Genomic DNA, 17,878 nt, shown 5'->3' with positions numbered 1-17,878 from the left:
CGGTACGACGACCGGCACACAGGCCGTATGCCGGCCGGTATGCCGACGCGTACGTAGACCGGTCCGCCGACCGGTAACAGCCTTCCCCCGACGAACGGTCCGTCTCCCGGGCGCCGCCCGAGCGAGGCGGACCGCTGTGTGCGCAGCCACTAGTGTGGTGGCCCGTCCGCGACGCACCGCCGCCCCGCGAGGGCGCACCGTCCGCAGTCCAGCACAGCAGTCTTCCGGGGGGCGACCTCCGGACCCCGGCCGGAGGGCCCGTACCCCGATGTCCGAGCACAGCACCACGGCGGCCCACCACCCGGCCGGCTCCGCTCCGTTCGCCCCCACCCCCCTGCCCGGGTACGACTCCGCCGTGCCGCCGGCCTTCCCCCGGCACGTCGTCACCGCCGTGCTCGTCGCCCACGACGGCGCCCGCTGGCTGCCCGACGCGCTGGCCGGGCTGCTCGGCCAGGAACGCCCCGTCCAGGGCGCGGTCGGCGCCGACACCGCCAGCACCGACGACTCGGCCCGGCTGCTGGCCGAGGCGCTCGGCGACGACCGCGTGCTGCACCTCGCCCGCCGCACCGGCTTCGGCGCGGCCGTCGACGAGGCCGTCCGCTCCGTCCCCGCGCCGGACCCCGAGACGCTGCCGTACCTCAGACGGTCGAGCGGCTGGGACCCCGTCAGCCGCACCTGGCGCGACGACCCCGACGACCCGCACGGCTACGACCGCGGCGGCCGGACCGGCCAGGGCCGCGGCGACCTCGAACCCGTCCAGTGGCTGTGGCTCCTGCACGACGACTGCGCCCCCGAGCCCGGCGCCCTCCACGAACTCCTGCGGGCCGCCGACGCGGAGCCCGACGCCGCCGTCATCGGCCCCAAGCTCCGCAGCTGGTACGACCGCAGACAGCTGCTGGAGGTGGGCGTCTCCATCGCCCGCAGCGGCCGCCGCTGGACCGGCCTGGAGCGCCGGGAACAGGACCAGGGCCAGCACGACCAGGTGCGCTCCGTGCTGTCCGTGTCCACCGCCGGCATGCTGATCCGCCGCGACGTCTACGAGCGGCTGGGCGGGTTCGACAGCCGGCTGCCCCTCATGCGCGACGACGTCGACCTGTGCTGGCGCGCCCACGCGGCCGGCCACCGGGTCCTCGTCGCACCCGACGCCGTCGCCCGGCACGCCGAGGCCGCCGCCCGCGAGCGCCGCCCGGTGGACTGCGCCGGCCGCACCGCGGCCGACCCGCACCGCGTCGACAAGGCGGGCGCCGTCCACACCCTGCTCGCCAACACCCACGCCAAGCTGCTGCCGTACGTGCTGGTCCGGCTGGTCCTCGGCACCCTGCTGCGCGCCCTCGGATACCTCCTCGGCAAGGCGCCGGGGCAGGCCCTGGACGAGCTCACCGGCCTCTTCGGCACCTTGCTGCGCCCCGGCAGGCTCCGCGCCGCCCGCAAGAGGCGCGGCCGCCCGGCCGTGCCCCCGGGGGAGCTGCGGCCGCTCTTCCCGCCCGTCGGCGCGACCGTCCGGGCGACCGTCGAAGGGCTCGCGAGCGGTCTCGGCCGCCGCCCGGACACGGAGTCCTCCTCCGCCGGACGGCACGGCGCCGTGGAGTCCGGGCCCGGCGGCGAGGACGCCGACTTCCTGGAGATCGAGCAGTTCGGCCGGCTCAAGCGGATCGCCCGCAAGCCCGGCCCCGTGCTCTTCGCCGTCCTCCTGCTCGTCTCGCTGATCGCCTGCCGCGCGCTTCTCGGCGGCGGCTCCCTGTCCGGCGGCGCCCTGCTGCCCGCCCCCGACGGGGTCTCGGGCCTCTGGTCCCGCTACGCCGACGCGTGGCACCCCGTCGGCACCGGCACCACCGGCGCGGCGCCGCCCTATCTCGCGGTCCTCGCCGGTCTGTCGGCGCTCTTCCTCGGCTCCACCGGCTTCACCCTCACCCTGCTGCTCGTCTGCTCGGTGCCCCTGGCCGGGCTCACCGCCTACTTCTCTTCCCGCACCCTGGTCTCCTCACGCCTCCTGAGGGCGTGGGCGAGCGTCGCCTACGCCTTCCTGCCCGCCGCCACCGGCGCGCTCGCCACCGGCAGGCTGGGCACCGCGGTCCTGGCGGTCCTGCTGCCGCCGATGGCGCGCACGGCAGTCGCGAGCGCCGGACTGCGCACGCCCGGCGCCCGCCCCACCTGGCGCGCGACATGGGCGTACGCGCTCCTGCTCACCGTCACCACCGCCTTCACGCCCGTCGTCTGGCCGCTCGCTGTCGTCCTGGGCCTCGGCGCCGTCGCCTGGTCCCTCACCCGCGGCGGGGGCCGGCCGGCCGTCCACGGCATCCGTTTCCTGACGGCCGTCGCCACTCCGCTCGTGGTCCTCGCTCCTTGGTCGTTCGGGCTGCTCGCGCACCCCGGCCGCTTCCTCACCGAGGCGGGCATCGAGCCGGCGGCGGTCACGTCCGCGCCCTGGCACCTGCTGACCGGCGACCCCGGAGGCCCGAAGACCTTCGGCGGGCTGCTGTTCACCGGTGTGGTGCTGGCCGCGCTGGCGGCGCTGCTCCGCGCCGACCGCAGGCGGGCGATCCTCACCGCCTGGGCCACGGCGCTGGCGGCCCTCCTGTGCGCCGTGCTCACCAGGGGCGGCTCCGGCTGGGCTGGCCCCGCCACCCTCGTCTACGGCCTGGCCCTCGTCGCCGCGTCCGTCGTCGGTGCCGAGGGGGCGCGCGAGCGCGTCGCGGCCCTCAGCTTCGGCTGGCGGCAGCCCGTCGCGGCCCTCGTCGCCGTCACCGCGATCGCGGCGCCCCTGGCCGCGGCCGTCGCCTGGGCGGCGGGCGGCGCGGACGGGCCGCTGAAGCGCGGTGCCGCCGCGCAGGTGCCCGCGTTCGTCGCGGAGGAGGCGGCCACTCGCGACCAGGCCCGCACCCTGGTGCTCGGTGGCGAGGCCGGACACGTCGCCTACGCGCTCGTACGGGGCTCCGGCGCCGAGCTCGGTGACGCCGAGCTCGCCGCCTCCGCCGGCCACGACAAGAAGCTCGACGCCACCGTCGCCGGGCTCGTCGCGGGCTCCGGCGCCGACCAGGCGAGTGCCCTCGCCGACTACGCCGTGGGCTATGTGATCGTCCGCGGCAGCGCCCCCGGGAGCACCGGCCGGACCCTGGACACCACCACCGGCCTCACCCGGCTCAGCCGGCAGGGCGACAGCTCGCTGTGGCGGGTCGACCGGGACGTCGCCCGCGTCACCGTCGTCGGCGGCCGGGCCGGTGCCCGCCCGGTGCCCGTCGCGGCCGGACCCGTCGAGGCGCACGACACGCTCCCCGCCGGGGACGAGGGCCGCGTGCTGCGGGTCGCGGACAAGGCAGACCCCGGCTGGCAGGCCACCCTCGACGGCCGGACGCTCAAGCCCACCACCGTCGACGGCTGGGCCCAGGGCTTCACGCTCCCCGCCGGGGGCGGCCGGCTCGCCCTCGTCTACCGGACCCCGCTGCCGCACACGGCATGGGCGTGGACGCAGGGGCTGCTCGCCGTGGTCCTGGTGGTCCTCGCCCTGCCCGGGCGCCGCCGCGAGGTCGACGACGACCTCCCCGAGGCGACGGCCGTGGCCCCGGGGACGCCCGCCGCGTCCGGGTCCCCGGCGCCCGTACCGTCGCAGCCCGGTTCCGGAGAGGGCCGCCGGGCGCGCAGGCTCCGCGCCGCCGCCGAGGCCGACGGCGGGCCCGCCGCTCCGGCGGCACCCGAGCCGCCCGTCGCGGAGCCCCTGGCCGACCCTTACGGTCCTTACGGTCAGCAGTCCGCCGACCCGTACGCGGCGGTGCCGCACCAGCAGCCTTACGGTCAGCAGGAGCCCGGCGGCTGGGGGGCCGACCAGGCGGGCCATCAGGGCCACTACGCGGGCCAGGGCCACCAGGAGGCCCCGTACGAGGGCGACGGCGGCGTCCACCGGACTGCCTACGGGAACGGCTACGGGAGCCCGTACGACGGCGCCCACCATCCGCCGCAGGGGCAGGAGACGGCCGGGTATCCGCAGCCGGACCCGTACCAGGGCGGGCAGCAGGCGGATCCGTACGCGGCGGGCTCCTACGATCCGTACAACTACGGCGGGCAGCCTTACGACACCACGTACGGCGGCGGCCACCAGCCCCACCGCGACGGGAGCGAGCAGCAGTGAAGCGCACCACCCTGTCCCTGTTCGGCGCCGTCGCGGCGCTCGCCGCCGCCACGGGCCTCGCCGTCGTCGCGGCGCCCGCCGGGAGCACCGGCACGACGCCCGCGAAGACGTCCTCCCGGCTGCCCGTGCAACGGTCGGCCGCGCTCTGCCCGGCGCCGACCTCCTCGGACGTGGGGGAGACCGTGTACACGGCGTTCACCCCGCAGACCGCCGGCACCTCCGGCCGTAAGGCGACGGCCGACCTGGTGGCGGCCGCCCCGGGCAAGAAGGACGACGCCCTCACGGACGCGGCCAAGGACGCCGGTAAGGACGCCGGTAAGGGCGGCGCCAAGAAGGACGGCAAGGACGGGAAGGGCAAGAGCGACGCCAAGGGCGCGACGGCCCCCGGTACGTCGGTGCTCGCCCCGAAGGAGCCCGGCAGGCCCGCCACCGCCACCACGGGCCGCTCCGACGCGCCCGCCCTCATCGGCGCCGCCGAGGGCGCCCTCGCCCCCGGCTGGACCGTGCAGCAGTCGACCGTGGTCAGCGCGGGAAGCGGGCGCGGGCTGCACGGACTGACCTGCACGGCCCCCGACACGTCCTTCTGGTTTCCGGGCGTGAGCACCGCCAAGGGGCGCCAGGACTACGTCCACCTGACCAACCCGGACTCCACGGCCGCCGTCGTCGACCTGGAGCTCTACGGCAAGGACGGCCGCATCAGGACCGCCTCCGGGGAGGGCGTCACCCTCCCGCCCCGGTCCACCGTCCCCGTGCTCCTGGCGACCCTGTCGGACACGCCCGTGGAGAGCGCGACCCTGCACGTGGCCGCCCGCTCCGGCCGGGTGGGCGCCGCCGTGCAGGCGTCCGACGAGAAGCTCGGCGGCGACTGGCTGCCGGCCTCCGCCGAGCCGGCCGCCGACGCCGTCCTGCCGGGCATCCCGGCCGACGTGACGTCCGTAAGGCTGATCGCCTTCGCGCCCGGCACGGACGACGCCGACCTCAGGCTGCGGTTCGCCGGCCCGAGCGGCTCGATCACCCCGGCCGGTCACGAGACGCTGCACGTCAAGAGCGGCATGACCGAGGCCGTCGACCTCGGCGACGTCGCCAAGGGCGAGGCGGGCTCGCTGCTCCTCACGGCGGAAGGCGCCAAGGCCCCGGTCGTCGCGGCCCTGCGGGTGACGCGCGGCAAGGACGACAAGCAGGAGACCGCGTTCATCCCCGCGACGGCACCCGTGGAGCGGCGCGGCACGGTCGCCGACAACCGCCCCAAGGGCAGCGCGCTCACCCTGGTCGCGCCGGGCAAGGAGGCGGCGGAGGTGAAGGTGACCTCGTCGGCGGGCAGCGAGGGCGGGACCGCGGCGAGCAAGACCTACACGGTCAAGGCGGGCACCACGCTGACCGTGGAGCCGCCGCAGCCCTCGGGCGGCAAGGGGACGTACGCGGTGACCGTGGAGAAGGTCTCCGGGGGCCCGGTGCACGTCTCGCGGACGCTGTCGCTGCCGAAGGACGGCATGCCCATGTTCACGGTCCAGCCGGTGCCGGACGACCGCTCCACGGTGGCGGTGCCGACGGCGGGCCAGGACCTGTCGATGCTGAACCGCTGACGGCCGGCGTAGGGCAGCGGCGCCGGGCCGCGGCGTCATCCGGACGCGGGCGTCATTCGGCCACGACATGGTTCGGCCGCGGCATAGTTCAGGCACGACATGGTTTAGCCACCACATCGTTCAGCCGCTGAATTGTTCACAGCCCGAACAGCCCGAACAGCCCGAACAGCCCGAACAGCCCGAACAGCCCGAACAGCCGGGTCGACGAGGCCCCCGTCCGGCCCGCCCGGTGCCGCTCAGTCCGGTGCCGCTCAGTCCTGTCCGTACCGCGGGTCCACCGACTCCGGGGCGAGCCCGAGGAGTTCGGCGACCTGTTCCACCACGACCTCGTGGACGAGCAGGGCCCGCTCGTCGCGGCTCTTCGTACGGATCTCCACCGGACGGCGGTAGATCACGATCCGGTCGGGGGCGTCGCCGTGGGCGGGTACGTACCGCCCGAGGGGCACGGATTCGCCGTCGAAGTCGAAGACGTCGAGGCCCTCCGGCCCGTCCGGATCGGCGGGCGGCGTCCCGGCGTCGCGGAGGGTGACCGGCACCTCGCGGACGACGAAGTCGACGGCGGCGAGCTGGGGCCAGCGCCGCTCCAGCCGCTCCGCCGAGTCGTGCACCAGATCGACGAACGCCTCGCCGCGAGTGACCGACAGCGGCACTTGGGGCGGGGCGATCGGGCCGCGCATGCCACGTCCGTGACGGTCTCGGTGACGCGGGCGCGAGGCGGAGTGACGAGGAGGTACGGGGCTGTCCATCACCCCTGAGGGTATCCGCCGGTCGGCCGTGCGCACGTGGTGATCGGCCATCCACAGCATGTCGCAGGATGAACGTTCCGGTGGTCTCCACGATCAATTGCGGCCGGGTAGCGGACCGGTCGATCCATCCTGAATGACACTGTACGGACGCCTTCATGACAATTTTTCGACCGGCCGAAATCCGGTTCGACGGTCTCCGCGCAGGTCAACGGGCCGGTGGCGAAACGGTGTCGACGGGACGAACCGGGACGACACGGAGGAGTGAGCCGGGGGAGAGTCGTCGCGGACCGCTCAAGAGTGCGGTACCGTCCAACCTCGTGAGCCCTGTACGTCGCTGTTCGCGCACCGCGTGCGGCCGCCCGGCCGTCGCGACGCTGACGTACGTCTACGCCGATTCGACCGCCGTTCTCGGACCGCTCGCCACCTACGCGGAACCCCACTGTTACGACCTGTGCGCCGAGCACTCCGAGCGGTTGACCGCCCCCCGTGGCTGGGACGTGGTCCGGCTCGCCCTCGACAGCGGCCCCGCCCGCCCCAGTGGTGACGACCTCGAAGCGCTGGCCAACGCCGTGCGCGAGGCGGCCCGTCCGCAGGAGCGGCCGGCCCCGCAGGCCGGTGCCTCCGGCGCCATGGGCCCGGCCGGACGCGAGGCCGATCCCATGGAGGTCGCCCGCCGAGGCCACCTCAGAGTGCTGCGCTCGCCCGACTCCTGACGGCGCCGCTCCTCCCTCCGGGTAGGTTTGTCTTCCCGTACCGGACTCCAGGAGGGGTTGGCTGTGGCTGATCTGTCGCAGATCGTGAAGGCGTACGACGTGCGCGGCGTCGTCCCCGACCAGTGGGACGAGGCGCTCGCCGAGCTCTTCGGCGCCGCTTTCGCCCAGGTGACCGGCGCGGACGCGATCGTGGTCGGTCATGACATGCGACCGTCCTCGCCGGGCCTGTCGCGCGCCTTCGCGCGCGGCGCGGCGGCGCGTGGCGTCGACGTCACCGAGATCGGGCTGTGCTCGACCGACCAGCTCTACTTCGCCAGCGGGCAACTGGACCTGCCGGGTGCCATGTTCACGGCCAGCCACAACCCGGCCCAGTACAACGGCATCAAGCTCTGCCGTAAGGGCGCCGCCCCCGTCGGCCAGGACACCGGTCTCGCCGAGATCCGGTCCCTCGTCGAGGGCTGGGCCGACTCCGGCGCCCCGGAGCCCGCCGCCACCCCGGGCACGCTCACCTGGCGGGACGTCCTCGCCGACTACGCCGCGTACCTCCGCTCGCTGGTGGACCTCAGCGGCATCCGCCCGCTGAAGGTCGTCGTCGACGCGGGCAACGGCATGGGCGGGCACACGGTGCCCACGGTCTTCGAGGGCCTGCCCATCGAGCTCACGCCGATGTACTTCGAGCTCGACGGCACCTTCCCCAACCACGAGGCGAACCCGCTCGACCCGAAGAACCTCGTCGACCTCCAGGAGAAGGTCCGCGAGACCGGCGCCGACATCGGCCTGGCCTTCGACGGCGACGCCGACCGCTGCTTCGCCGTCGACGAGCGCGGCGAGCCCGTCTCCCCGTCGGCGATCACGGCCCTGGTCGCCGCGCGGGAGCTCGCCAAGCACCCCGGCGGCACGGTCATCCACAACCTCATCACCTCGTGGTCGGTGCCGGAGGTCGTCAAGGAGCACGGCGGCGAGGCGGTCCGCACCCGGGTGGGGCACTCCTTCATCAAGGAGGAGATGGCCCGCACCGGCGCGATCTTCGGCGGCGAGCACTCGGCGCACTACTACTTCCGCGACTTCTGGAACGCCGACACGGGCATGCTGGCCGCCCTCCACGTCCTCGCCGCGCTCGGCGGCCAGGACGGTCCGCTGTCCGAGCTCGTCCGGGAGTACGACCGGTACGCCGGCTCCGGTGAGATCAACAGCACCGTCGCCGACCAGGCCGCCAGCGCGGCGGCGGTCCGCGCCGCGTACGAGGGCCGCGAGGGCACCGAGACCGACGAGCTGGACGGTCTGACCGTCACCACGCGCGACTGGTGGTTCAACCTCCGCGCCTCCAACACGGAGCCGCTGCTGCGCCTGAACGTGGAGGCGCGCGACGCGGAGACGGTGGCGAGGGTGCGGGACGAGGTCCTGGCGATCGTCCGGGCCTGAGCCGGGACAGGGCCGCGCCGGTGGCCCGCCCGCCGGTGACAGGGCGGGAGGACCACCGGGCGGGCCCATGGGAGGCATGCCCCGGGCAGAGGGCGCGTTCGGCCTGTCCGGGGGCACCTCCCGGCGCCGGCCGGGGGAGTTCGAGGACCGGGGTCCGGGGCAGCGCGCCGGAGCGCGGCACGGCCGCGTCGCCGGGGCTCACCGTGTCCGTGCCACGATCCCGCACCCCCGGCGGGAGCGACTAGGCTGGCCGGACAGAGACGCACATCCCGAAGGGAACCCCCATGCCGCTCGAAGCCGGTCTCCTGGAGATCCTCGCCTGCCCGGCGTGCCACGCCCCCCTCCGCGAGGAAGGCACCACCGAGGAGACCTCCGAGCTGGTGTGCCAGGGCGGCAGCGGCTGCGGCCTGGCCTACCCCGTCCGGGACGGCATCCCGGTGCTGCTCGTGGACGAGGCCCGGCGCCCGGCCTGACCCCGCCCTTCCGGCCCAGGCAAACCCGTACGGCGTACGCGACGGCGAGCGCGTGCGCCACGGCGATCGGAGGCTGATCAACGGTGTTCGACGAGTCGCTCCTCGATGACCCCGACGCCCTGTCCCGCGCCGATGTCCACGGCCTGCTCCGCGGCGCCGCCGAATCCGGCGCCAGGGTCCGTACGGCCGCCCGGAACACCGCCGAGGCGGGTGTGGGCGCCCTCAGGCCCGACGGCCGCCCACGCGCCGTCCTGGTGGCCGGTCCCGGCCCCGCCGGCGGCTGCACCGCCGATCTGCTCACCGCCCTCGCCGGTGACAGCGCCCCGGTCTCGCTGATCCGCCCGACCGGCGTGGCCCCCGCCCCCGGCGCCCTGCGCTGGGCGCTCCCCGGCTGGACGGGCCCGCTCGACCTGTTGCTCGTCGCCAGCCCGGACGGTACGGAACCCGGCCTCGCGATCCTGCTCGAACAGGCGTACAGGCGCGGCTGCTCCGTCGTCTGCGTCACCCCGGCCGGCTCACCGCTGGCCGACGCCACCACCCAGGCACGCGGCCTCGCGATCCCCCTGACCAGCTCCCCGAGCGAGGCCCGTACGGCCGGCGGGGACCCGGGCACCGCCGCCCACCGGGCCGCGCTGCCGGTCGGCCCCGGCATCCTCTGGTCCCTGCTCACCCCGCTGCTCGTGCTCGCCGACCGCATCGGCCTGCTGGCCGCGGACTCCCGCGCGATCGAGGGGCTCGCCGACCGCCTCGACCAGGTCGCCGAGCGCTGCGGACCGGCGATCGCGACCTACAGCAACCCCGCCAAGACCCTGGCGGCGGAGCTGGCCGACACCATGCCGCTCATCTGGACCGAGGGCGAGCTCGCGGGCGCCACCGGCCGGCACTTCGCCACGGTCCTCGCCGCGCTCGCGGGCCGCCCCGCGCTCGCCGCCGAGCTCCCCGAGGCCCTCACCGCGCACAGCGCCCTGCTCGCCGGTGACCTCGCGGCCGGCGCCGACCCGGAGGACTTCTTCCGTGACCGGGTCGAGGACCCCGAGGCCCTGCACGCCCGCGTCGTCCTCCTGCGCGAGCGGGAACCGGACGTCACCTCACCCGCCCCGGCCGCCCGCGAGCTGGCCCTCCAGCGCGACACACCCGTCAGCGAACTCCAGTCGGAGGAAGGGGAGAGCCCGCTGGAGACCGCAGCGGAGCTGCTCGCCATCACGGATTTCGCCGCCGTCTACCTGGCGCTCGCCTCCACCCCGTAGAAACCGTAAGAACCCCTAAGAACGAACCGTCAGGCAGCCCGGTGAGCGCGCGACCGTGGCACCGTGGACGCGGTGATCCGGATCCCACCACCGTAAGGGCGCCCCAAGGCCGTACCGACAGTCAGGAACCGCTCCCATGGACCGCCTCGCCAACACCGTGCGCCCCTACGCGTGGGGCTCCACCACCGCGATCCCCGAGCTCCTCGGCACCGCCCCCACCGGCGAGCCGCAAGCCGAGCTGTGGATGGGCGCCCACCCCGGCGCCCCCTCGCGCGTCGACCGCGGCGCCGGCCCCGTACCGCTCTGCGACGTCATCGGCGAGGACCCCGGGACCGAGCTCGGCGCGGACACCGTGCGGCGCCTCGGCCCCCGGCTGCCGTTCCTCCTCAAGCTCCTCGCCGCGGCCTCGCCGCTCTCCCTCCAGGTCCACCCCGACCCCGAACGGGCGAAGGAGGGCTTCGCCGAGGAGGAGCGGCGCGGCATCCCGCACGACGCCCCCCACCGCAACTACAAGGACGCCCAGCACAAGCCCGAGCTGCTCTGCGCCCTCACGCCCTTCGACGGCCTCTGCGGCTTCCGGTCCCCCGCCGCGACGGCCGGGCTGCTCGCCGCGCTCGACGTCGACTCCCTCAAGCCCTATGTCGACCTGCTGCACGCCCTGCCGGAGGCGGACGCCCTGCGCGAGGTCCTCACCGCCGTCCTGGGCGCCGACCACGCCGCCATGGCCGAGACCGCCGAGGCCGCGGGCGCGGCGGCCGAGCGGCTCGCCGCCGAGGACGGGCCGCACCGGGCCGCCTACGCCGCCTACGCCTTCATCGCCCGCCACTACCCCGGCGACCCCGGCGTCATCGCGGCCATGCTCCTCAACCATGTGCGCCTCAGCCCCGGCGAGGGCCTCTACCTGGGCGCCGGAGTGCCGCACGCCTACCTCGACGGCTTCGGCATCGAGATCATGGCCAACTCGGACAACGTCCTCCGCTGCGGCCTGACGCCCAAGCACGTCGACATCCCCGAACTGCTGCGCGTCGTCCGCTTCGAGAGCACCGTCCCCGCCGTCCTGCGCCCCGAGGCCGACGCCGGCGGGGAGGAGGTCTACGCGACCCCCGTCGAGGAGTTCCGGCTCTCCCGGCAGGTCTTCGCGCCCGCGTCGGAGACCCCGGCCACCCTGCCCACGGGCGCCCCGCAGATCCTGCTGTGCACCGCGGGCACCGCCGTCCTGAGCGCCGCCGACGGCACCCGGCTGACGCTCGGCCAGGGCGAGTCCGCCTTCGTCCGGGCGGACGAGCGCGTCGAGGTCAGCGGCGACGGCGCCACCGTCTTCCGCGCCACCGTCGCCCTCTGACGCGATCCGCCCCTGAACTCCGCCCCGCTGCTGCGACAATGGCCCGCCGTAAAGGAAAAGCAAAGCAACCGCTGGGGCGGAAGGGATAACCCGCACATATGAGTGCATCAGGCGGAACCAAGGCCATCGTCGCCGCGCTGGGCGCCAACCTGGCCATCGCCGTGGCGAAATTCGTCGCGTTCGCGTTCAGCGGCTCGTCGTCGATGCTCGCCGAAGGAGTGCACTCGGTCGCCGACTCCGGCAACCAGGCACTGCTCCTGCTCGGCGGTAAGAAGGCGCAGAAGAAGGCGAGCGAGGAACACCCCTTCGGCTACGGCCGCGAGCGCTACATCTACGGATTCCTCGTCTCCATCGTGCTGTTCACGATCGGTGGCGTCTTCGCCCTCTACGAGGGCTACGAGAAGATCAAGGAACCCCACGAGATCGAGCACTGGTACTGGCCGGTGGGCGTGCTCGTCTTCGCGATCGTCGCGGAGGGCTTCTCCTTCCGCACCGCGATCAAGGAGTCCAACGAGCTGCGCGGCAAGCAGTCCTGGGGCCAGTTCATCCGCACGGCCAAGGCGCCCGAGCTCCCCGTCGTCCTGCTGGAGGACTTCGGCGCCCTCGTCGGCCTCGTCCTGGCGCTGGGCGGCGTGGGCATCTCCCTCGCGACGGGCGACGGCGTCTGGGACGGCATCGGCACGCTGTGCATCGGCGCCCTGCTCGTCCTGATCGCCCTGATCCTGGCCGCCGAGACGAAGTCGCTGCTCCTCGGCGAGGCCGCCGGGACCGAGGACCTCGCCAGGATCCGCGCCGCGGCCGTCGACGGCGAGTCGGTCACCGCCGTCATCCACATGCGCACGCTCCACCTGGGGCCCGAGGAACTGCTCGTCGCCGCCAAGATCGCGGTACGGGGCGACGACACCGCCGTCGAGGTCGCGCGGGCGATCGACGCGGCGGAGGCCCGTATCCGCGAAGCCGTCCCGATCGCCCGGGTGATCTACCTGGAGCCGGACATCTACGACGAGCGGGCAGCGGCGGCGGGCGAGGACCCGAAGGCGACGCCGGGGGGCCCGGCGGTGCACTGAGGCACCTCAGATGAAGCGTCGGCCGGGTTGATTTCAGCCCGTCCGGCGTTTGAGGACCGGGGTCCGGGGCGGAGCCCCGTTCGGGAAGGGGCGGGGCTGGGGAAAGGCCCCGCGCAGCGGCACCCCACGCGGCTACGACACCTCCGCCAGCACCCCCACCACCGCCCCCACACCCCCCGCGGAAAGCAACCGCTCCCGGAACCCCGGATCCATCAGCTTCCGCGACAGCATCGCCAGAATCCGCAGATGCTCGTCCCCCGCCATCACCTCCGGCACCGCGATCATGAAGATCAGCCGTGCCCTCGTCCCGTCCGGCGCCCCCCATTCGATGCCCTCCTCGGACCGCGAGAAGCCGACCACCGGCGCCGCCACCGCGTCCGTCTTGGCGTGCGGGATCGCGATCTCCTCACCGAGACCGGTCGTACCCAGCGCCTCCCGCGCGAGCACGGCGCCGACCAGCCCGTCGGGATCCGTCACCCGGCCGCCGGCCGCCAGCAGCCCGGCCATCTCGCGGATCGCCTCCTCCTTCGACCGGGCGGCGAGCCAGGGGCGTACGGTCGCCTCGGTGAGGTGACCTGACAGAGCGGACGCGGCGCCCGTCACACCGGTGGCGCCACCGTCCGGCGCCGGGGGCACCGCCGGTACGGCCGTCACCACGCCCGGCACCCGCAGGGCGGCCCCGCCGCCGAGGCCCATCAGCGTGACCGTCGTCAGCGCCGTCACCACCGTGCCCACGGCGATGGCGACGAAGAACATCGGCACCCCGCCGACCGCGCCCAGCGCCGCCACGACCGGCCCGCCGTGCGGCACGCTGTCCTTCACCGCCGCGAGACCCGCGACCGCGCCGGCCACCGCGCCGCCCAGCATGTTCGCGGGGATGACCCGGGCCGGCCGGGCGGCGGCGAACGGGATCGCGCCCTCCGTGATGCCGAAGAGGCCCATGAACAGCGCCGCCAGCCCGGTCTCCCGCTCCTGCTGGGTGAACAGCCCGCGGCGCAGCACCGTCGCGAGCCCCTGGCCGAGCGGCGGCACCGGGATCGCGGCCGCGCACATGCCCATGATCTCAGGGTTCCGGGAGACCAGCCCGGCGCCGAAGAGGAACGCTGTCTTGTTGACCGGCCCGCCCATGTCGAAGGCGATCATCAGCCCGAGCAGCACCCCGAGCAGCGCCGCGCTGGTGCCGGTCAGGCTCCCCAGCCAGTCCGTCAGATGCTCGAACACCCAGGCGATGGGGCGCCCGATGACATAGATGAAGAACAGCCCGACGGCGCTCGTCGCCAGGATCGGGATCACGATGACCGGCATGATCGGCCGGACGAACTCCGGCACCTCGACCTTCCGGATCCACCGGACCAGATAGCCCGCCAGGAAGCCGGTGGCGATGGCCCCGATGAAGCCCGCGCCGGCCTTGCTGTCGTAGAGCTCGCCATGGCTCGCGATCCAGCCGCCGACCATGCCCGGTACGAGCGCGGGCCGGTCGCCGACGGCGTAGGCGATATAGCCCGAGAGGATCGGGATCATCAGCGTGAAGCCGATGACGCCGATGTCGTTGACGGACTGCCAGAAAGAGCTGTGGAAGACGATCCCCTGGGGGGTGGTGTGCCCGCCGAGGGCGAGCGACACGGCGATCAGCAGACCGCCCACGACCACGAACGGGATCATGTACGAGACGCCGTTCATCAGCGCCTTGTAGAGGGCCCCGCGCTCCCGGCCGCCCTCCGCCCCCGGCGCGCCGGCCGCGCCCGCGCCGTCGCCCCGGTGCACGGGGGCCGTACGCACCCGGTCGATCAGCCGCTCCGGGTGGTGGATGCCCTCGGCGACCCCCACGGTGAGCACCCTCTTGCCCACGAAGCGGCTCAGGTCGACGTCCTTGTCGGCGGCGACGATGATCCCGTCCGCCTCCTTGACATCGTTGTCGGTCAGTACGTTCTCCGCACCGATCGACCCCTGTGTCTCCACCTTGATCTCATGGCCGAGCGCCTGCGCGGCCTGTGCGAGCTTCTCCGCCGCCATATAGGTGTGGGCGATACCGGTCGGACAGGCGGTCACCGCCAGCAGTCTGAGCCCCGGCCCCCGGACCCCCGCGCCCTCGGGAGGGTCGGCTGGACTGATCACGTGGATCTCCTCACAACGTCATCGCGCGCGGGAGCGTGCCGCGTCCTCGCGCTGTTTGCATCCTGCAACACGTGACCTGCGGAGCAAAGCGCGTACCTGCCGGATCGTCAGGCGGCGCCGGGTGCGCGGAACTCACGGCCCGGCCGGCCGGGGCCGAGAGGGGCTGGGGCTCACCGGGCCGTCAGGTGTAGATTCGTGACCAGAGCCAGACGTCGCTGCTGATGGCGGTCGGGCGGTCCGCACGACGGGACGTCCGAGGGAGAGAGGGCCTCCGACGGACTGCGCTGCGGTCAGGGGAGGAGTGCGTCCGCACTCTGCCCGACCGGGCCCGGACGGCCGCCGTCCGGCCGCCCGTCCCGGTGCCCCGACCGCGTGCACAGCCGTACCCGTTCTCGCTCGCCCCTTCAGGAGGAGCAGCCCGTATGACCACCACCTCCACCGGCCAGGACTTCAAGGTCGCCGACCTTTCCCTCGCCGCTTTCGGCCGCAAGGAGATCACCCTCGCCGAGCACGAGATGCCCGGTCTGATGGCGATCCGCAAGGAGTACGCGGAGGCGCAGCCGCTGGCCGGCGCCCGCGTCACCGGCTCGCTGCACATGACCGTGCAGACGGCCGTGCTCATCGAGACCCTGGTCGCCCTCGGCGCCCGGGTGCGCTGGGCGTCCTGCAACATCTTCTCCACCCAGGACCACGCGGCCGCGGCCATCGCCGTCGGCCCGAACGGCACCCCGGAGAACCCGCAGGGCGTGCCGGTCTTCGCCTGGAAGGGCGAGTCCCTGGAGGAGTACTGGTGGTGCACGGAGCAGGCGCTGACCTGGCCCGACACCGCCACCGGCGGCCCGAACATGATCCTGGACGACGGCGGTGACGCCACCCTCCTGGTCCACAAGGGCGTCGAGTTCGAGAAGGCCGGCGCGGCCCCGGACCCGTCCACGGCGGACAGCGAGGAGTTCGCGCAGATCCTCACGCTGCTGAACCGCACACTGGGCGAGAACCCCCGGAAGTGGACCCAGCTGGCCTCCGAGATCCGCGGCGTCACCGAGGAGACCACCACCGGCGTCCACCGCCTGTACGAGATGCAGCAGCAGGGCACGCTGCTCTTCCCGGCGATCAATGTGAACGACGCCGTCACCAAGTCGAAGTTCGACAACAAGTACGGCTGCCGCCACTCCCTGATCGACGGCATCAACCGCGCCACCGACGTCCTCATCGGCGGCAAGGTCGCGGTCGTCTGCGGCTACGGCGACGTCGGCAAGGGCTGCGCCGAGTCCCTGCGCGGCCAGGGCGCCCGGGTCATCGTCACCGAGATCGACCCGATCAACGCCCTCCAGGCGGCGATGGACGGCTTCCAGGTCACGACCCTGGACGAGGTCGTCGAGACCGCCGACATCTTCGTCACCACGACGGGCAACAAGGACATCATCATGGCCGCCGACATGGCCAAGATGAAGCACCAGGCCATCGTGGGCAACATCGGCCACTTCGACAACGAGATCGACATGGCCGGCCTGGCCAAGATCCCGGGCATCGTCAAGGACGAGGTCAAGCCGCAGGTCCACACCTGGACGTTCGCCGAGGGCAAGGTCCTCATCGTGCTGTCCGAGGGCCGGCTGCTCAACCTGGGCAACGCCACGGGCCATCCGTCCTTCGTCATGTCGAACTCGTTCGCGGACCAGACCCTGGCCCAGATCGAGCTCTTCACGAAGCCGGAGTCGTACCCGACCGACGTCTACGTGCTGCCCAAGCTCCTGGACGAGAAGGTCGCCCGCCTCCACCTCGACGCCCTCGGCGTCAAGCTGACCACGCTCCGCCCGGAGCAGGCCGCCTACATCGGCGTCCAGGTCGACGGCCCGTACAAGCCCGACCACTACCGTTACTGACCGGGCCCGCCGACGGACCTCCGTCGGCAGCACCAGCAGCCGGTACGCAGGCCCCCGCCCTCGGCGGGGGCCTGCCCCGTTTCACCGTCAAGGACCACACCATGCCCCGCGGCCGCTACTCCCTCCACGACCCGCACGACCACACCTCCCTCGGCTCGGAACATTTCCACTGCGCCACGGGCCCCTCCGGCTGGCGCTACGTCTCGCAGCTCACCGCCCCGTCCGGGGACCACACCGGCTCGGTCGACCTCACCCTCGACGAGCTCGGCCGGCCCATCCGGCTCCAGCTCCACGCGGCGAGCTGGCAGGTGAAGGGCGCCGCCCTCGACGGCGTCACCTGGGTACGGACCGATCCGACCGGCGAGCACGCCACGGAGGGCAATGTCGCGGCGCACGCCTTCACGGGGGCCTCGCCGGCCTTCTACGTGGCGCTGGCCCGGCTGGTCCGCCCGTCTAAGGGGGAGGGGGCCAAGCGCGTCCGCCTGGTCGGCTTCACGTCCCCGGTGCTCGCCCCCCGCACCTTCGACCAGGCATGGGCGCTGCTGGGCCGGACGACGCACGACACGGACAGCGGCCCGCTGGCGGTGGACGAGTACCAGGTGAGCGACCTGGAGACCGGGGAGCAGCACAGCGTGCACCTGGCCGGGGACGTGGTGCTCTCGGCTCCGGGCATCGAGCTGGAGGAGCTGGAGAGCCCGCCCTCGGTGTTCTCCTGAGAGCTACCTCAAGTTCCCCCGGAAGCCATCGGCCGTCGATGTGCGTTCGACCCCCCTGAGCTGGTACTGTCCTCTTCGCCCCAACAAACCTGTTGACACGGGGGAGGCGGGGAGGTAGATTCGAACGGTTGCCGCGAACTGGACAGGTTCCGCCGCAACGGTTAGTGTCTACAGAGTTCCGGTAGCGGATTGAATTCGCACGGAACGTCTCGATTCCCTTTCGGAAGCGAAAAGGTCGATTAGCTCGGCCCGGAAAGCTTCTGATAAAGTCGAAAAGGCCGGAGAGCGAAAGCTTGAAGGCAAAACCCCGCTCCAACAGGGGGCCGGAAACGGGAAACAGACCGGAAACGGACTGGAAAACGGATCTGGTAAGGTTGGAAACAACGAAGGGAAGCGCCCGGAGGAAAGCCCGAGAGGGTGAGTACAAAGGAAGCGTCCGTTCCTTGAGAAC

The 17,878-nt window shown here is 73.5% G+C and carries 12 protein-coding genes; 10 read left to right on the top strand and 2 right to left on the bottom strand.

All coding sequences use genetic code 11. The features are described 5' to 3' along the window. Window positions 1-268: 268 nt before the first annotated feature. On the top strand, window positions 269-4,123 hold the full coding sequence (locus tag AF335_RS33415) for a glycosyltransferase (RefSeq protein WP_102922192.1): 3,855 nt from the start codon (window positions 269-271) through the stop codon (window positions 4,121-4,123). Then, window positions 4,120-5,706, top strand: coding sequence for a DUF5719 family protein (locus AF335_RS33410; RefSeq protein ID WP_102922191.1), 1,587 nt, complete (start codon window positions 4,120-4,122; stop codon window positions 5,704-5,706). Before AF335_RS33415 ends, AF335_RS33410 begins: the two co-directional genes overlap by 4 nt. A 251-nt stretch (window positions 5,707-5,957) precedes the next feature. On the opposite strand, the gene AF335_RS33405 is transcribed toward AF335_RS33410, so the two are convergent. Then, window positions 5,958-6,452, bottom strand: a complete 495-nt coding sequence (locus AF335_RS33405) for a metallopeptidase family protein (RefSeq protein ID WP_102922206.1) — start codon at window positions 6,450-6,452, stop codon at window positions 5,958-5,960. Between the two features lie 227 nt (window positions 6,453-6,679). Here AF335_RS33405 and AF335_RS33400 point away from each other — a divergent pair, with 227 nt between their 5' ends. From AF335_RS33400 to AF335_RS33375, 6 genes are all read left to right on the top strand, one after another. After that, on the top strand, window positions 6,680-7,165 hold the full coding sequence (locus tag AF335_RS33400) for a DUF3499 domain-containing protein (protein ID WP_102922190.1): 486 nt from the start codon (window positions 6,680-6,682) through the stop codon (window positions 7,163-7,165). Window positions 7,166-7,228: 63 nt separating this feature from the next. Next, complete coding sequence (locus AF335_RS33395) at window positions 7,229-8,587, top strand: phosphomannomutase/phosphoglucomutase (protein ID WP_102922189.1); 1,359 nt, start codon at window positions 7,229-7,231, stop codon at window positions 8,585-8,587. Window positions 8,588-8,871: 284 nt separating this feature from the next. Next, a complete protein-coding gene (locus tag AF335_RS33390; protein WP_102922188.1) occupies window positions 8,872-9,060 on the top strand; it encodes a Trm112 family protein in 189 nt (62 codons plus the stop codon). 83 nt (window positions 9,061-9,143) lie between these two features. Then, the gene (locus AF335_RS33385) at window positions 9,144-10,307 is read left to right on the top strand and encodes an SIS domain-containing protein (RefSeq protein WP_102922187.1); all 1,164 of its coding nucleotides are present in this window, start codon (window positions 9,144-9,146) and stop codon (window positions 10,305-10,307) included. Window positions 10,308-10,443: 136 nt separating this feature from the next. Further along, window positions 10,444-11,649 carry a mannose-6-phosphate isomerase, class I gene (gene manA / locus AF335_RS33380; protein WP_102922186.1) on the top strand — a complete coding sequence of 402 codons (1,206 nt, stop codon included), beginning with the start codon at window positions 10,444-10,446 and terminating at the stop codon, window positions 11,647-11,649. A 98-nt stretch (window positions 11,650-11,747) separates the two neighbouring features. Next, entirely contained in the window at window positions 11,748-12,716 is a 969-nt protein-coding gene (locus AF335_RS33375) for a cation diffusion facilitator family transporter (protein ID WP_102922185.1), read from the top strand. A 132-nt stretch (window positions 12,717-12,848) separates the two neighbouring features. Here the strand turns inward: AF335_RS33375 and AF335_RS33370 are convergent, their stop codons facing one another. Then, window positions 12,849-14,831 carry a fructose-specific PTS transporter subunit EIIC gene (locus tag AF335_RS33370; protein ID WP_102922184.1) on the bottom strand — a complete coding sequence of 661 codons (1,983 nt, stop codon included), beginning with the start codon at window positions 14,829-14,831 and terminating at the stop codon, window positions 12,849-12,851. A 422-nt stretch (window positions 14,832-15,253) separates the two neighbouring features. Between AF335_RS33370 and ahcY the strand changes: the two genes are divergently transcribed. Both ahcY and AF335_RS33360 read left to right on the top strand, forming a co-directional pair. Further along, on the top strand, window positions 15,254-16,711 hold the full coding sequence (gene ahcY / locus AF335_RS33365) for an adenosylhomocysteinase (protein ID WP_102922183.1): 1,458 nt from the start codon (window positions 15,254-15,256) through the stop codon (window positions 16,709-16,711). A 101-nt stretch (window positions 16,712-16,812) separates the two neighbouring features. After that, a complete protein-coding gene (locus tag AF335_RS33360) occupies window positions 16,813-17,427 on the top strand; it encodes a hypothetical protein (RefSeq protein WP_102922182.1) in 615 nt (204 codons plus the stop codon). Window positions 17,428-17,878 lie beyond the last annotated feature (451 nt).

Source organism: Streptomyces eurocidicus, assembly GCF_002891295.1.
In the GTDB taxonomy this organism is placed as follows: Bacteria; Actinomycetota; Actinomycetes; order Streptomycetales; family Streptomycetaceae; genus Streptomyces; species Streptomyces eurocidicus.
The sequence above is the reverse complement of the archived record's forward strand: the minus strand, read 5'-3'. Positions and strand labels throughout refer to the sequence as shown.

What these genes read in the sequence shown, in the direction of transcription:
- AF335_RS33415 (WP_102922192.1), top strand. Translation starts at nt 269, where the DNA reads ATGTCCGAGCACAGCACCACGGCGGCCCACCACCCGGCCGGCTCCGCT.
- AF335_RS33405 (WP_102922206.1), bottom strand. Translation starts at nt 6,452, where the DNA reads ATGGACAGCCCCGTACCTCCTCGTCACTCCGCCTCGCGCCCGCGTCAC.
- AF335_RS33390 (WP_102922188.1), top strand. Translation starts at nt 8,872, where the DNA reads ATGCCGCTCGAAGCCGGTCTCCTGGAGATCCTCGCCTGCCCGGCGTGC.
- manA (WP_102922186.1), top strand. Translation starts at nt 10,444, where the DNA reads ATGGACCGCCTCGCCAACACCGTGCGCCCCTACGCGTGGGGCTCCACC.
- AF335_RS33375 (WP_102922185.1), top strand. Translation starts at nt 11,748, where the DNA reads ATGAGTGCATCAGGCGGAACCAAGGCCATCGTCGCCGCGCTGGGCGCC.
- ahcY (WP_102922183.1), top strand. Translation starts at nt 15,254, where the DNA reads ATGACCACCACCTCCACCGGCCAGGACTTCAAGGTCGCCGACCTTTCC.
- AF335_RS33360 (WP_102922182.1), top strand. Translation starts at nt 16,813, where the DNA reads ATGCCCCGCGGCCGCTACTCCCTCCACGACCCGCACGACCACACCTCC.